Annotated in this window: 15 protein-coding genes; 5 read left to right on the forward strand and 10 right to left on the reverse strand. The window is 67.8% G+C overall.

Features of this window, described 5'->3' with window-relative positions:
- The first annotated feature begins 63 nt into the window (after positions 1-63).
- Positions 64-645: a hypothetical protein gene (locus ACFYRU_RS38925; protein WP_387668819.1), complete on the forward strand. Its 582-nt coding sequence runs from the start codon at positions 64-66 to the stop codon at positions 643-645.
- Between the two features lie 359 nt (positions 646-1,004).
- Positions 1,005-3,659: an FG-GAP-like repeat-containing protein gene (locus ACFYRU_RS38930; protein WP_387668822.1), complete on the forward strand. Its 2,655-nt coding sequence runs from the start codon at positions 1,005-1,007 to the stop codon at positions 3,657-3,659.
- A 70-nt stretch (positions 3,660-3,729) separates the two neighbouring features.
- Here the strand turns inward: ACFYRU_RS38930 and ACFYRU_RS38935 are convergent, their stop codons facing one another.
- Genes ACFYRU_RS38935 through ACFYRU_RS38960 form a run of 6 tightly spaced genes read right to left on the reverse strand, consistent with a single transcriptional unit; the run spans position 3,730 to position 8,344 of the window.
- Positions 3,730-4,473, reverse strand: a complete 744-nt coding sequence (locus ACFYRU_RS38935) for an SDR family NAD(P)-dependent oxidoreductase (protein WP_387668825.1) — start codon at positions 4,471-4,473, stop codon at positions 3,730-3,732.
- The gene (locus tag ACFYRU_RS38940) at positions 4,470-4,943 is read right to left on the reverse strand and encodes an SRPBCC domain-containing protein (RefSeq protein ID WP_387668828.1); all 474 of its coding nucleotides are present in this window, start codon (positions 4,941-4,943) and stop codon (positions 4,470-4,472) included. Before ACFYRU_RS38940 ends, ACFYRU_RS38935 begins: the two co-directional genes overlap by 4 nt.
- A complete protein-coding gene (locus tag ACFYRU_RS38945) occupies positions 4,940-5,287 on the reverse strand; it encodes an ArsR/SmtB family transcription factor (protein ID WP_387668831.1) in 348 nt (115 codons plus the stop codon). Before ACFYRU_RS38945 ends, ACFYRU_RS38940 begins: the two co-directional genes overlap by 4 nt.
- 33 nt (positions 5,288-5,320) lie before the next feature.
- Complete coding sequence (locus ACFYRU_RS38950; protein WP_387668834.1) at positions 5,321-5,944, reverse strand: hypothetical protein; 624 nt, start codon at positions 5,942-5,944, stop codon at positions 5,321-5,323.
- 52 nt (positions 5,945-5,996) lie between these two features.
- Positions 5,997-7,331: an aromatic amino acid lyase gene (locus ACFYRU_RS38955; protein WP_387668836.1), complete on the reverse strand. Its 1,335-nt coding sequence runs from the start codon at positions 7,329-7,331 to the stop codon at positions 5,997-5,999.
- A complete protein-coding gene (locus ACFYRU_RS38960; protein ID WP_387668837.1) occupies positions 7,331-8,344 on the reverse strand; it encodes an ornithine cyclodeaminase family protein in 1,014 nt (337 codons plus the stop codon). The genes ACFYRU_RS38955 and ACFYRU_RS38960 overlap by 1 nt, the downstream gene beginning before the upstream one ends.
- Positions 8,345-8,420: 76 nt before the next feature.
- Here ACFYRU_RS38960 and ACFYRU_RS38965 point away from each other — a divergent pair, with 76 nt between their 5' ends.
- Entirely contained in the window at positions 8,421-9,128 is a 708-nt protein-coding gene (locus ACFYRU_RS38965) for a hypothetical protein (RefSeq protein WP_387668839.1), read from the forward strand.
- On the opposite strand, the gene ACFYRU_RS38970 is transcribed toward ACFYRU_RS38965, so the two are convergent.
- The 3 genes from ACFYRU_RS38970 to ACFYRU_RS38980 all read right to left on the reverse strand — a co-directional run bounded on the left by ACFYRU_RS38970 (position 9,125) and on the right by ACFYRU_RS38980 (position 10,712).
- A complete protein-coding gene (locus ACFYRU_RS38970) occupies positions 9,125-9,511 on the reverse strand; it encodes a pilus assembly protein CpaE (RefSeq protein ID WP_387668841.1) in 387 nt (128 codons plus the stop codon). The genes ACFYRU_RS38965 and ACFYRU_RS38970 overlap by 4 nt on opposite strands.
- 96 nt (positions 9,512-9,607) lie before the next feature.
- A complete protein-coding gene (locus ACFYRU_RS38975; protein ID WP_387668843.1) occupies positions 9,608-9,973 on the reverse strand; it encodes a hypothetical protein in 366 nt (121 codons plus the stop codon).
- A gap of 19 nt (positions 9,974-9,992) precedes the next feature.
- A complete protein-coding gene (locus ACFYRU_RS38980) occupies positions 9,993-10,712 on the reverse strand; it encodes a M15 family metallopeptidase (RefSeq protein WP_387668846.1) in 720 nt (239 codons plus the stop codon).
- Positions 10,713-10,891: 179 nt separating this feature from the next.
- Here ACFYRU_RS38980 and ACFYRU_RS38985 point away from each other — a divergent pair, with 179 nt between their 5' ends.
- Together ACFYRU_RS38985 and ACFYRU_RS38990 are read left to right on the forward strand one after the other, a co-directional pair.
- Positions 10,892-12,247 carry a sensor histidine kinase gene (locus ACFYRU_RS38985; RefSeq protein ID WP_387668914.1) on the forward strand — a complete coding sequence of 452 codons (1,356 nt, stop codon included), beginning with the start codon at positions 10,892-10,894 and terminating at the stop codon, positions 12,245-12,247.
- Entirely contained in the window at positions 12,244-12,984 is a 741-nt protein-coding gene (locus ACFYRU_RS38990) for a response regulator (RefSeq protein ID WP_387668916.1), read from the forward strand. Before ACFYRU_RS38985 ends, ACFYRU_RS38990 begins: the two co-directional genes overlap by 4 nt.
- A gap of 148 nt (positions 12,985-13,132) precedes the next feature.
- On the opposite strand, the gene ACFYRU_RS38995 is transcribed toward ACFYRU_RS38990, so the two are convergent.
- Complete coding sequence (locus tag ACFYRU_RS38995; RefSeq protein WP_387668849.1) at positions 13,133-14,137, reverse strand: helix-turn-helix transcriptional regulator; 1,005 nt, start codon at positions 14,135-14,137, stop codon at positions 13,133-13,135.
- Positions 14,138-14,169: the final 32 nt, after the last annotated feature.

A 14,169-nucleotide genomic window follows, 5' to 3' on the forward strand; every position in this document is an offset into this window, starting at 1 on the left:
GGAGTTGCGCGTAGTACTCATAGTACTAGCTTGTGAATGCAGTCACAAGGCATACTCGGAGGTGTGGAGCTGACCGACGAGGAGATCGCGGCGATGACGCCGCAGGAGCGGCGGGACCTGATCCTGCGGCTCGCACCACGACCGGGCGGACTGCCGTCCCGGCGCACGATCGACCGGATCCGCAAGTGGCGGACCGTGCTGGTCCTGGTCTGCGTGGCCGTCCTGATCCCGTGGACGGTGTACCTCGGGATCACGTTGCCCGACCACTACGTGGCCCGGAACTGGGTCGCGACCTGGGTCGGGTTCGACATCCTGCTGCTGGCGATGCTGCTGCTGACCGCGATCGGCGGCTGGAAGCGCAAGCAGTTCGTGTTCCCGACCGCGTTCGCGTCCGGGGTGCTGCTGCTCTGCGACGCCTGGGTCGACGTGATGACGAGCCAGCGCGGCGGCGACCTCACCCAGGCGCTGCTCAGCGCGCTGCTGGTCGAGCTGCCGCTCGCGTTCGTACTGATCGCCGGCCCGCTGCGCCTGCTCCGCATCATCGCGATCCGGCACGGCATGATCCACCCCGACTCGCACCTGTGGCGGATGCCGATCCCGATCCCCGACCTCTACCCGGACCACAAGGTGCCACCTTCGATCTAGAGGCCGAGGGTGGCGCAATGGAAAGCACAGCGGCAGGTATGCGACTGGCGTGCCGCTGACGCGCAGCAGAAAAAACTTTCAGCGAAACTTCAGGCAGGTGTTGACGATAAGGGTGTTTATCGCCCATATCTCTACCCGCTTCCGCAACTGCGGGTCACTTCGGCGTCTCCAGGGAGAGCCGATTCGTTCACTGACTGCGACTTTGTGACGGAGAGCTTACACCGCAGAGTAGTTGAACGCTAGTCACCCGCGGTGAGCTCTACCCGACATGCCTGGCATCCAGCTGGGGTCCGAGCGGAAGCGGAGGAGAATCCAGAAAGGAATCGCCAATGGGGTCCTGGCGAACGCGGAAACAGCAAATGGTCGCGCTGGCGACGGCAGCATTCCTCATCCCGACGGTCCTGATCGCCGGCGAGCTGACCGCCGCAGCGGACACGCCCGACTGCGGACGGCCAACCGGCGCACTCAACTTCTCGGCACCGGCCGTGACCATGGGGGACTCGGTAACGCTGTCCTGGGGAGTCACGCTCCCTAGCCTTTCGTGCTCTTACAGTGTGAGCGTCTCAGGCCCAGGCCTCGCCGCCGGGGGCACCTCCGGGTCGGTAACTTTCGCACCCGCGACCAGCGACGCCGGCACAAACTACGGCGTCTATTCGCTGCAAGTGCGAGCAGTCGGGGTTCCTACTGCGCTCTTCTCGACCTCGAGGCAAGTCACGGTCAATCTTCCCGGCCTCGACGCACAAGGCCGACGCCGCATCGACATCACGCGTGATTATCAGACGAGCGACTTCGTCCGCGCCGTTGCAGAGGCGAATGCAGACGTCAACCTTGCGCCCACTGTCAACCTCAACCTGACGTACCGAAGTCCGATCTCGATCGAACACGGAGTCCATATCACTGGCGGCCGCTCGTCGACCCAACCCGGCGCCCGGCTCTACACAACAGCGATCAGGTCCGACGGGCCTGAGGCAATGTTCTGGATCGGGAGATATCTGGACGCCGACGGTGTCCGGATCAACGGTGTCCGAATCGACGGCGGCGACATGGGAATCGCGGGCAACGGTGTCACCCAGGACTCCGACCCCGTCCACCCGGTCGGCATCCTCGCCGACGCCACCCGCAATCTCGAGATCGGCAACAGCGAGATCTACGGCTGGTCAGGAAACGGCATCCTGCTGCTCGACGACCGCACCGATCGTCTCACCGCCGCGAACTGGGACTCGGTCTGGATCCATGACAACTACATTCACCACAATCAGCGCTACCGGACCGACGGCTACGGCGTCCGTGTCGGCGCCGGCGTCTACGCGGTGGTGGAACGCAATGTCTTCGACTACAACCGGCACAGCATCGAGTCCGCACCCGAGGAGGGCACGAGCTACCGCTTCTACAACAACCTCGTTCTCCCGAACGGCGGCGTGAACTCCCTCGTCAACCACACACACGTTGTCGATGTCCACGGGACCTACGCGTGCGACGGGTACGACGCGTACTGCGGACCAGCCGGCGAGTACTACGACTTCCGCCACAACGCCCTCTGGTACACCGCGAGCGATGTTCTGAAGGTTCGTGGCACGCCTCGAATCGGCGCCGATGTCGTCGCCAACGCCTTCAGCAAGGCCGAAGGCGACGGTGCCATCGTTCAGACCGAGGGCAGCAATCTCTGGAGCCGGGACAACCAGTTCTCGACCGGTCCTTCCGTCAGTACGTCCGTCTGCGACTTCGACGGCGACGCACGGCCTGACGACTTCGTCGCGACCGGTGTCAGCTGGTGGTACCGAAGCGCTGCCAGCGGGCAGTACTTCTATCTCGCCTCATCGCGCCAGAAGCTGCCGCTCTCGTCGACGCCGCGTTCGGGCTACCTGACGGCAGTCGATCCGAACGGAGACGGCCGCTGCGACATCTACGACGGTTCAGGCCTTTCCATGAACCGGACCGTTGCGGGTGCCGTCAGGCTCATCGGGGCGGCCCAAGGCGCCGACCTCGTCGGCACCAAGCCCTACAGCGGCCCGACGACCCCGGGAATCGCCCGGCTGTGGCAGATCCGCCCGGACCTGACCGCGATCTCCTCCGACAGAACGATCCCGTGGCTCACCTACTCCGCCGGGACGCACCAATACTTGCAGCAATACGGCAAGCTGCTCGGCCGGGGCGACTTCAACGGCGACGGCGCACCAGATCTTCTCTGGCAGTCGGCATCCGACAATTCGGTGTACGTCACACTGCTCGACCAAAACGATATTCCGATCGTTCCGGGTGAGATGATCCACAGCGGCGTTCCGGTTGTCTCCGGCGTCGCGCAGCTCAAAGGCGTCCCCGATGCGTCGATGACCTTCGCTGGATTGGGCGACTTCACCGGTGACGGCCGAACCGACATCCTTTGGCGGGCATCCACGGGCGAACTGTGGCTCTGGCCGGCCGGGCAGGAGGTCGACAAGGAGCGGATCAACTTCCACCGCAACATCGAGACCGATGAGCCAGTCAGCACATATTGGACGGTCAAGGCCATCGGCGATTTCAACGGTGACGGCTACGCCGATATTCAGTGGCGATATGTGCACGACGGCGCAGGCTACGGCCAGGTGGACACCTGGTACCTACAAGGAAACACCGTGCTCGGCGAGGCACGGACGGTCAACAACTTCACCGCATGCCAGTGCCGACAGATCCAGCAGGTCGCCGACTTCGATGGCGACGGGCGCGACGACACCTTGTGGCGCGACACAAGCACCAACGCGCTGACCATTTGGTTCCAAGGACGATCCGAGCTCGCTACAGGACTGGCCTCGTGCGCCGGCGGTTCGCCCAGTTCCGACTTCCAGATCGTCGGCGCGGCCGACTTCACCGGCGATGGCAAGGCGGACATCGTTTGGCGGCATTTCCTTGGCGTCAACTTCATCTGGAGGATGAGTGGCGCGTCCTGCGTCAGTTCGTCGCTAGGTCTCTCCACGGATGCCAACTGGAACCTCCGTGGCGCGTCGAGCCAGGCCCATGAGCGGATGGCGCTGAGCTAGCCGAACGGCCTCTGGAGGGCCACTCAGTAGGTCCTCCAGAGGCAGACCCGTCCGCCCCGGTGGCTTCGTGCTAGTTGACGACGGCGCCCGCGGTGAGGTTCAGGGCGGTGCCGGTGAGGGAGGCGGCCTGGTCGGAGGCGGCGAAGGTCGCGACCGCGGCGACGTCGGCGAGCGTTGCCGCGCGGTTGAGCATGGTCTGCGCGGCGGTGTGCTCGGCGACCTCGCGGCGGAAGTCCTCCGGGTAGCTGTCCGGGTTCGACTCCGGAATGCCGTTGGTCTGCAGCGTCAGCACCCGGATCCCGTACGGTCCGAGTTCGCGCGCGAGGCTGCGGCGAAGGGCCTCGACCGCGCCGAAGCCGGCCTGGAAGGCGCCGAGGTTCGCGACCGGGTCGCCGTACCCGCCGAAGGTCAGGATCACGCCGGACCCTTGCGCGATCATCCGCCGGGCGGCCGCGCGGGACGTCAGGTAGTACGTACGGAACATGTTCCGCACCGGTTCCTCGACGTCGGCGAGCGGCATGTCGGCCAGCGGCGTACCGAAGTACTGCCGGTGGCCGATCAGGTTGAACGAGATGTCGATCCGGTCGAGCGCCGCGGCGTGCTCGTCGACCGAACGTTCGTCGAGCGCGTCGACGACCGCCGCCTCGGCCTTCCCGCCCGCGCCGCGGAGCTCGGCGGCCAGGCATTCGAGGGTCTCGGCGGTACGGCCGGCCAGGTGGACGGTGGCGCCCTCGGCGGCGAATCGTCTGGCGACGGCGCCGCCGATCGGACCGCTCGCGCCGTACACGATTGCTTGTTTCCCGTTGAGCATCATGGGTTTTCCTTCAGTTCCGTGACGAGGTCCTCGAGCTGCTGCATGGACGCGCGGATGCCGCGTTCCATCCCGCCGGCGACGTAGAGGTCGCGATCCTCGGTCGCGAAGAAGAGAGTTCGCTGGGTGAGGGTCGTGACCCCGTCGGCCTCGTCGAAGGTGATCAGGTTCAGATAGACGGTGCCGGGCGCCTGGTCGAACTCGTACGTCTGCACGATCCGCTCGGGCGTCGGCTCGCCGTGGTAGAGCCCGTGGAACACGTATCCCTTGCCGGCCTTGTCGTAGTGCGTCCAGCGCCAACGACCGCCGTGTCGTGGATCCAGCTGGTTGACGACGAGGTCCAGGTCCGCGGGTCCTAGCCAGCGCTTGATCAGGTCCGGTTCGGTGTACGCGCGGAACAGCAGCTGACGTGAGGCGTTGAACGTCTTCACGATGACGATCTGCGGTTCGCCGGGTTCCGCGATGACCTTCACGACTCCTCCTTGAGGTCGTCGAGAAGGTCGTCGAGCCGGCCGAAGCTTTCGGCCCAGTAGGCGCGGTAGTCCATCAACCAGCCGACCGCCGTCCGAAGCGGTTCGGCTTCGAGGTGACTGAGCCGCGCGGTGGCTCGCTGCGAGCGGCTGATCAGGCCGGCCTGCTCCAGCACCTTCAGATGCTTGGACACGGCCGGCTGGGACATGCTGAACGGCGCCGCGAGCTGCGCGACCGTGGCGTCGCCCTGCTTGAGCTGGGTCAGGATCGCCCGTCGGGTCGGGTCAGCCAGCGCCGCGAAGACGCCGGTCAAGTTGTCTTCATAACCAGATGGTTTCAGAACCATGTGGTTAAGGATGTGCGGACGGTCAGCCGAGTGTCAAGGGTGCCGCTGCCAGACGGTCGGATCGCACCACGCCGGATCGATGCCGTGCTGGATGCAGTACTGGCGCAGGAGTTCGTCGGATGTCGACGGTTGAGCAGTCGGCCTGGTGGGCTTCGGCGTCGGCGGTTTCGTCGTGGTCCTTGTCGGCCTCGGCGTTGGCTTGTTCCGCTCGGTCGTCCTGCTCGCAGTCGGCTTCTTGGTCGGCTTGACCGATTTGACGGTCGGTACGACGATGGTGCTCGGCACCAGCGGCGGGGTGACAGTGGTCTGCGGCGCGGCGGGACTCGTGACCCGCGGTGGCGGCGGGGTCGTGCGCTCGGCGAACTTCACGGCCGCGGAGTCGTCCGGTTTGCCGTCGAACAGGCCGATCGCGGTCACCGCCCAGAGGTTCACCCCGGCGAAGACGAGCAGCGCGGCGACTCCGGCGTACACGGCGCGCCGCGACGGTCCGCCGTACCGGCCGACAGGACCGAGCACCGGCTTGCCCCTGCCGTCGACCCAGAACCGCCAGCCCGGCGGAGCCGGCGGCCAGGACGGGTCCGGACGCCAGGTCTTCGGCGGGATCCAGTTGCACCGCGGCGGGATCGGCCAGTCCGGCGGTACCACGAACCGCTTCACGACAACTCCAACGAACGAGATCGACTGCGGCTACTTGCTGCTTCAGTTAGTCCTAGAGGACCTCGGTGAGGATCCGGGTCAGGTCCTCGCCGAACGGGCGGTCGGTGTCGATCGGTGGTACTACCTCGTCGACCGCCTGCAGGAGTGGTCGCAGGCCGGGTGGGATCGGGCGGCCGGAGAGGGCGAAGGCCTGACGTACGGCGAGCAGTTCGCAGGCCGTTGTCTCGCGGGTGCGGCGGATTGCTTCGCCTAGGTTGCCGACCGCCTCCCAGGAGAACGTCTGAACGTCCTCCTGCCCGTTCGACGTCTCTGCCGTACTGATTGCCGTGGGCAACGTTAGACGGCGGAGCTGGTGGGTGGTCGCCACGGCTCGCTTGTGCACCGCGACCAGGCCTGCCTGCGGACCGGGATCGCGGGCGAGCTGCGCGGTCAGGCCGGTCACCGACGGATCCAGCAGCCGATGCAAGCGGGCCGTGGAAACCTCGGCGGCGTGGGCGAGAGCTACGGTCAGGTGGTCGCAGTACGCGGTGAGGTCGAGCCCGTGAAAGCCAGCCGTGCCGACAAACTCCCCGTCCAGGTAGGCCGGTGAGTCGGTGACGCCGTCGAACGCCCGCTCCACCGCATCGTCGAGTTGCTGAAGGGTCCGCCGTACGTGCGCCACCACTTGCCCGGCAACCCGGAACGAGACCGGCGCCTGCAAACTTCGCGGCTGCTGCTCATCGCCTGCCAACTCCCGCAACCGCGAGAGTTCAGCCGCCAGCACCTCGTCCCCGCGAGCGGCAACAGCCTGGTACGGGTCGCGGTTGGCGCCGGCCACCGCGATCGCCCCGGCTCCGACGGCCGTCAGCTGATCCGCCAACCGACGCACCCGAGTGACCGCAAGAGCTGCCCGTCCGGTTGCCCCAGGAATGCCTGCCAGTAAGGCGATTCCTTCCTTGGGTCCCGGGTCGAGAGACGCGAAGGCGTGCGCCAGCGGGATGATCTCGCCGGCAGAACCGGCCCCTTCGGCCGGGATCTTCGGTACCTCGCCATTGTTGATCAGGGCAACCAATTGGTGGATCAACTCGACCGACACTGCCGCGTCGCCGGTCAGGAACGTACGCAGCCGGCCGATCAGGACTGCGCGGGCCTCCTCGGAAGGAAGCCAGGGTGGGCCGCCGACTGCTCGGCCGCGAAGGAGGTTCCGTTGGTGGCGGCGTTGTGCTTCTTCGGACAGGCGTACTTTGCTCAGGTTGCCCATGCCGGTGTTCACGCCGTACACCGGGTCGCCGGACTCCAACGTCTGGAGGGCCTCGGCGCGGACGGCGGCCAGGTGGTCGAGCAGGGCAGGCGCCAGTTCGATGGGCTCGGAGCCGGCCGGGTCGAGGTCGCTGGGTTCGTTGATCATCAGTGGAAGCGCAGCATCGTGCCGGCGTCCGCGGCTTCGGCCCGGGTGAGGATCAGGTGGGCGATCGCGACGTCCAGCAGGGACAGTCCGCGATGCCAGAAGAGGTTGCGTTCGGCATCGGTTTCGCGGCCAGGTTTCCGGCCGGCGACGATCTCGCCGATCTCCGCGTAGAGGCTGCCGGGCGACAGCCGTCCGGTGTCGACGTGCCGGCGGAGGGAACCGAAGCGGCCGGACTGCGCCTCCCGCCAGTCGTCCACGACGACCTTGTCCATCACGTCCAGCAGGTCCAGCTCGACGGCGGATACCGTACCGTACGGTATGGTCAGCGTCCCGGGCTTGACGGCCGCGGTCCGCAGCAGCGGTTCGGGTTCGGTGAGCCGGGTCGCCTCGACGAGGATGTCGGCGCCGTCGAAGGCCTCCGCCGCGGTCGCGCAGACCCGGATCGGCGTGGACAGTTCGGCCGCGAGTTCGGCGGCGAACTTCTCCCGGGACTCCGGGCGCGCGGACGTGACCCGGATCTCGTCGAGTTCGAGGAGATCGTCGAGCATCGTCACGTTCCACCACGCCGTACCGCGAGCGCCTGCGTGCGCGAGGATCTTGCTGTCCCGGCGGGCCAGGTGCCGCGCGCCGACCGCCGTCATCGCGCCGGTCCGGGCCGCGGTGATCATCGTCGCGTCGAGGACCGCGAGCGGCATCCCCGTGGTCGGGTCGAACAGCGTCGCCATCGCGAGCTCGCTCGGGAGACCCTTCAGGTAGTTCGGGATGAAGTCGCCGACCACCTTCACCCCGCTGATCCCGTGCTCGCCGAGCCCGTCGAGGTGGCCACGGAGGATGTTGAAGTGGCCGATCCCGCCGTTGTCCGGGGTGAGGTGCACCCGCGGCTCGAACGCCGTACGCCCCAACCCGTGCTGGCGGACCGCGTCCTCGACCGCGTCCACGATCTCCAGCCGGGTCAGCCCGAGCGTGTCGATGTCGGGACCGCTGAGGAAACGTAGCCAGATTCCGTCAGGCACGCGCGGGCTCCTTCGGTTGTTCATCGGTACCGTCGGTCGATACTTAAGTCTCGCCCGGCGCCGTTACGGTCGGTGCATGGGGTCGACTACGCAGACGCCGGAGCGCACCGTGATCGGGCATTCGGCCGGTGACAAGGTGGTGCTGTTCGGCGGGTTGCCGCTGGTCGGGCTGGTGCTCGGCTACTTCCTGCCGCGGATCGCCGACTGGGCGGCGGACCGGCAGTGGGTACCGTTCCAGGGTCCGCTGCGGCTCATCTCGGAGTGGAACGGCTGGTGGGTCGTCGTGATCTGTGTCGCGCTCGGGCTGGTCGGCGGCGTCGTACTGGCCGGCATGGCGCTCGACGACACCTTGAAGCTGACGGTCACCAACCAGTCGGTGGACTTCCTCAAGAACCAGAAGACTGTGTCGGTGCCGCGCGCGAAGGTGTCGGTGGCGTTCCTGGACGGCAAGGAGATCGTCCTGCAGGACGCGACGTCGAAGGAGCTGGCCCGCGAGCGGCACGACCAGTTCAAGTCCGAGGTGCCGAAGATCGCGGCCGCGTTCCGCGCGCACGGCTACCCGTGGTCGGAGGCCGGTGATCCGCACGCGGCCGAGTTCCGCCGCTGGATCGAGGACGACCCGGACCTACCGCCCGCTGCCAACGCCATCCTGAAGGTTCGCTCGAAAGCCTTCGACGACGGTGACAAGGGCAAGGCCGACCTGCGCGAACTCCGCGACGAGCTGATCAACCTCGGCTACGCGGTGAAGGACAAGGACAAGAAGCAGTACTGGCGGGCGTTCTAGGCGTCGAGGAGGTCGAGTACGGCGTCGGCGTAGGCCTGCTCGGCATCGGTTGACGTGTAGGTGGCGTTGGCGGCCGTGACGCGGTAGCCGTCGGGGGTTGCTTCGAGGGATCGGAAGTGTGGGCCGAGCAGCGCGCGGAGCTGCTCCTCGCGCGGGAGCCAGATGACTTCGCGCTGTTCGATGCTGTCCAAGGCCCATTCGGTGGTGCCGTTGAAGCCGATGACCTTGCTGCCCTGGTAGTCGTGCACCTCGACGGTCATGTCGCTCACCACGAACACGTCGTCGTCCATGTCCCGGTCGGGTACGACGAAGCGGTCCCCGGCCGCCGGTGTCCACAGCACCCCGGCCTTGCGCAGTCGTCCGGCCTGCTCGATCGTGATCACAGTTCCATCCTCCCCACGGCACGCAAATACCGCAGGTCCGCGCGAGCCGCGACCACCGAGATGCGGCTCGCGCGCGGACGGAACGGATGGATCTGGTCAGCGGTGCAGGGCGGTGCGGAGTTCTTCGGCGCGGTGCGCGATCCGGTTGCGGCACTCGGTGGTCAGCGGCAGGTCGATCAGCGTGCTGGCCTGCAGGTGGCTGAGCCCGAACTCCGAGCGCAACCGCAGTACGGCGGCCGGACGGTCGGCGGCGGACCGCAGTACGGCGGCCACCTCGTCTCGGCGTTCGAACGCGGCCAGCACCCCGTCGTAGATCTCCAGCTGGGTGTACGCGGACCGGTCCGGCTCGGTCGTGGCGTGCTCGGTGCGGCCGGTACGGACCACCTGGCGCCAGAGGGCCGGTACGGCGAGCCGGGCGCGGGTGTAGCGCCGGGTCAGAGGCTGTGCGTAGGTCATCGTCATCTCGTCATCCCCCAAGGATTCAGTCTGCTGCTGCCACCGCGTGTGGTTCACGCGGCGGGCACTTCGTACCGGGCGAGGTGATCGCCTCGAAGTGCCAGGGTTCGTTGTCGTACCGGCGGCAGATGCCGTACCGCCAGCCGTTCTTGTCCAGCCACGCCATGGCCGCCGCCGGCGCGATGTCGACGGCCTTGCCCTGCACGTGGGCGGAGTACTTCGGGGGCAGCACCCACCGGGTCGCTGCCTTGTACGAGCCGTACTTCTTGATCGCCTCGTTCAGCAGCCGCTGCTGCTTGGCGGCGCTGCGCTTGCCGGAGTTGATCCGGATCGTGACGCCGGCGGCGCGGGCCGCCGCGAACGCCTTCTTCAGGCGGGACCGGAGCTTCGGGGAGAGCGCGTCGATGTTCTCCTCGCGCGGCACCTGCACGGTCGGCTTCTCGGTCGGCCTCTGGGTGGGCTTCTGGGTGGGCTGCTGAGTCGGAGTCGTCTTGGTGGGCGTCTTGGTCGTCCGGCGGGACGCGGTCGGCGTCGGCACCACCGTGGCCGGCGGTTCGCTGAGCGCAGGCGCACCGACCGTCGAGACCACCGGGACCTTGTCCGGTCCGAGGCCGAGCGCGTCGCCGACCTGCTGGTGCCACAGCATCAACGATCCGGCGACCGCACCGACCCCGACCACGCCGATCACGGACAGCAACCGTGTCCGTGCCGCCCCGCTCCGGCGCGGCAGGTGGTCCTCACTCATGGGGTACAGCCTTTCTGATCAGGGCGGTCGGCGCATCGGTCCCAGGGACCGTACTGCAGCCCTATCTGTAGCCCCTGAGTATCAGTTCGGACGCCGAGCCTCCTCCAAAAGTTGGAGAGAACGCCCCTCCGGTCAGATGAAGCTTCGGCAAACAGAGGCTGACTACGCTGGGCGACGTGATGGGACTTTGGCGGCGGTTGACGCAGGGGCAGCAGGATCTGCTGCTCGCTGCGGTCGTCGGGCTGGTCTGGTTCGTGTCCCTGAACCTCATCAACGGCACCTGGTTGCGGCCGCACAACCCGGCTGTCTCGGTGGTCACCGGCGTGTTCCTGATCGCCACGGTCGCCTTCACCCGGCGTACTCCCCGGACCATCCTGCTGCTCGTGTCGGTGCTGTACCCGTTCATGTACGCCGCCGTCGGCACCGGGCTGGCTGCCCAGCTCGGGCTGACGATCTTCGGGCAGCCCGAGATCAGCGACGCGGCGCTGCAGTCGGAGATCCACCTGGTCCCGCTGCTCGTGGTCGGCTACCTCGCGGCGTCGGCCGGCGTCCGGCGGTTCACCTGCCTGTTCTTCACGATGGGTAGCCTGGCCGGGCTGATGATCGGGCTGCCGACCGTGGTCGCGATTGTGCTCAGCCACGTGAACCGGGCCGTGCTGCACGGCCCGCGGTACAAGGCGCTCCCCCGCGACCTCGGCAGCCTGTACACCTACATCGACGTGTCACTGTTCGTGTTCGCCGAGGCACTGATCTGCGGGATGGTGCTGCTCGGCGCGGACACCCGGCGGCGCCGGAAGTCGGTCGCACTGCTGGAACAGCGCAACGCCGAACTGGTCCGGCTGCGCGCGGTCGAGGCGGAGCGGGCCGCGGTCGCCGAGCGGACCCGGATCGCGCGGGACCTGCACGACGTCATCTCGCACCACGTCAGCGCGGTGGTGATCCGGGCGCAGGCCGCGGACCGGGTCGCCGACCAGCGGCCCGAGGTACTGCGCGAAGCGATCCGCTGGATCATTGCCAGCGGCAAGGAGGCGCTGACCGCGATGCGGGAGACCGTACGGGTACTCAACACCGCGTCGCCGCAGATCGCCGGCGACACAGGATCGGGCGGCGGGACTGCGCCGGTACCGGATCTGGCCGACGTGGCCCGGATGGGTGAGCGGCTGAAGGCGGTCGGGATCGACGTCACGATGGAACTGCCGCCCCGGCAGCGGCAGCTCAGCTCGGCGACCGACCTGACCGCGGTCCGGATCATCCAGGAGGCGCTGACGAACGTGATGGTGCATGCGAAGGCCACCGCGGCGCGGGTCACCTGGCAGAGTGGTCCGCAGGGCGAGCTGCTGACCATCGACGACAACGGGAACGGCGGACCGCCGCCGGTGAACGTACTGGAGACCGCGCGCCGCAAGGAGAGCGGTCGTGGCAACGGGCTGATCGGGATGCGGGAACGGGCCACCGCGGTCGGCGGCACGCTCGCCGTCGCGGCCGGACCCCTGGGTGGATGGAGAGTGCAGGCATGGCTACCGCCGCAGAAGTGAGCGAGCCGATCCGGATCCTGGTGGCCGACGACCAGGGCGTGATCCGGATGGGGCTCGCGATGATCCTCGACCACGAGCCGGACCTGACCACGGTCGCGCAGGCCGAGAACGGCGAGGAGGCGCTCCGGCTGATCGACCAGTACGACCCGGACGTGGTGCTGATGGACATCCGGATGCCGGTGATGGACGGTCTGGTCGCCACCGAACGGATCACCGCGGCGAATCGCGAGTCCGGCCGGGCGCGTCCGGCCGTCCTCGTACTGACGACGTTCGACGACGAGGCGTACGTGCTGGCCGCGGTCCGGGCCGGAGCGTCCGGGTTCCTGCTGAAGGACACGGACCCCGACCTGCTGGTGTCCGCCGTACGCGCGGTGCACCGGGGCGACTCGCTCGTCGACCCGGCGTCCACCCGCGTGCTACTGGAACGCTGCATGGAACTGGAGCGTCAGTTCGACGGCGGTACGGCAAGCCCGGTGCCGGCACAGCCCGATGCGCGCTGGCTCGGCCTGCTCTCGCACCTCAGCGAACGCGAGCGGGAGATCCTCGTCTGGATGGCCCGTGGCCTGTCGAACCGTGACCTCGCGACCAAGCTGTTCGTCAGCGAGACCACGGTCAAGACCCACGTCAGCTCGGTCCTGTCCAAGCTCGGCCTCTCCAGCCGCGTCCAGGCGGTCGTCGTCGCGTACGAGGCCGGAGTGGTCCGCCCGGGCGAGGCCGACGTGAACTGGGACGCCTAGGCGAACATCCAGACCGCTGCCGCTGCGGCGGCGAGCAGAATTACGACAGTCACGATCTGGCTGAGCACCGACGCCTTACGGCGTTGCGGCAAGAAGTCCCCGGTCATGCTTCCAGAGTGCGTCGCAGAAAAGCCGTACCCATCGGCCGTCAGGATGGTTCTGGCCTACTACCTGAGGATGACTGGTCGTTGCCAGGGGCACCCGAAAGAGCCGCCCGGCGGAGACGATCGGACAGGGCGAGGAGAGCAGTCGAGAGTTCGGGCGCGTCGACGACCTCGAAGTCGACGTCGAGCAGACCGAGGTAGAGCGTCAGCATCTGTGGGGTGTCGGAGCCGACTCGGAGCTGACAGCGGTCCGGGCCGAGTTCCTCGATCTCCATCGGCACCGGCAGCTTGGCGCGGATCTCGGCAGCGGGCGCATGCAGCACCACACGGGCGTAGTACCGCCAGGTCGCGGTGCCGACGCCGCGCTGCAACTTGGCGGCGAGCTCGGCCTCCGGCAGTTCCCGCGGCGTGAACCGGGGACCGCCGGGGATCTTGGGCGTGATCCGATCGGCCCGGAAGGTTCGCCAGTCGTCGCGGTCCGGGTCCCAGGCGATCAGGTACCAGCGGCGTCCCATCACAACCAGCCGGTGCGGCTCGACGTCGCGGCTGGTCGCCGTACCGTCGTGGCTCGCGTAGTCGAAGCGCAGCCGGTGTTCGGAGCGGATGGCCGCCGCGATCGCGATCATCACGTCGGCGTCGACCTTCGGCCCGGTCGCGGGTACTGCGAGGGTCGCGGACTGCATCGCACTCACCCGGTGGCGCAGCCGCGGCGGCAGCACCTGCTCCAGCTTGGCGAGCGCACGGACCGAGGACTCCCCGATGCCCTCCACGCCTGCGTTGGCGGCGGTCCGCAGGCCGATCGCGACCGCGACCGCTTCCTCGTCGTCCAGCAACAGCGGCGGCAACGCGGCACCGGCCCCGAGTCGGTAACCGCCGGTGAGTCCGGGTGCAGCCTCCACCGGATAGCCCAGCTGCCGCAGCCGGTCGACGTCGGTACGGATCGTCCGGCTGGTCACACCCAGCCGCTCGGCCAGCTCGGGACCGGTCCAGAGCGCGCGGACCTGGAGCAGCGACAGCAACCGGAGCAGACGAGCGGAGGTGTTCAGCATTTCTCCAGGATGGCGGACAATGCGGAAGGAAG

Origin of the sequence: Kribbella sp. NPDC004536 (assembly GCF_042873835.1) — a bacterium.
Lineage (GTDB): Bacteria > Actinomycetota > Actinomycetes > Propionibacteriales > Kribbellaceae > Kribbella.

What these genes read in the sequence shown, in the direction of transcription:
- ACFYRU_RS38930 (WP_387668822.1), top strand. Translation starts at nt 1,005, where the DNA reads ATGGTCGCGCTGGCGACGGCAGCATTCCTCATCCCGACGGTCCTGATC.
- ACFYRU_RS38935 (WP_387668825.1), bottom strand. Translation starts at nt 4,473, where the DNA reads ATGATGCTCAACGGGAAACAAGCAATCGTGTACGGCGCGAGCGGTCCG.
- ACFYRU_RS38945 (WP_387668831.1), bottom strand. Translation starts at nt 5,287, where the DNA reads ATGGTTCTGAAACCATCTGGTTATGAAGACAACTTGACCGGCGTCTTC.
- ACFYRU_RS38955 (WP_387668836.1), bottom strand. Translation starts at nt 7,331, where the DNA reads ATGATCAACGAACCCAGCGACCTCGACCCGGCCGGCTCCGAGCCCATC.
- ACFYRU_RS38965 (WP_387668839.1), top strand. Translation starts at nt 8,421, where the DNA reads ATGGGGTCGACTACGCAGACGCCGGAGCGCACCGTGATCGGGCATTCG.
- ACFYRU_RS38975 (WP_387668843.1), bottom strand. Translation starts at nt 9,973, where the DNA reads ATGACGATGACCTACGCACAGCCTCTGACCCGGCGCTACACCCGCGCC.
- ACFYRU_RS38980 (WP_387668846.1), bottom strand. Translation starts at nt 10,712, where the DNA reads ATGAGTGAGGACCACCTGCCGCGCCGGAGCGGGGCGGCACGGACACGG.
- ACFYRU_RS38985 (WP_387668914.1), top strand. Translation starts at nt 10,892, where the DNA reads ATGGGACTTTGGCGGCGGTTGACGCAGGGGCAGCAGGATCTGCTGCTC.
- ACFYRU_RS38995 (WP_387668849.1), bottom strand. Translation starts at nt 14,137, where the DNA reads ATGCTGAACACCTCCGCTCGTCTGCTCCGGTTGCTGTCGCTGCTCCAG.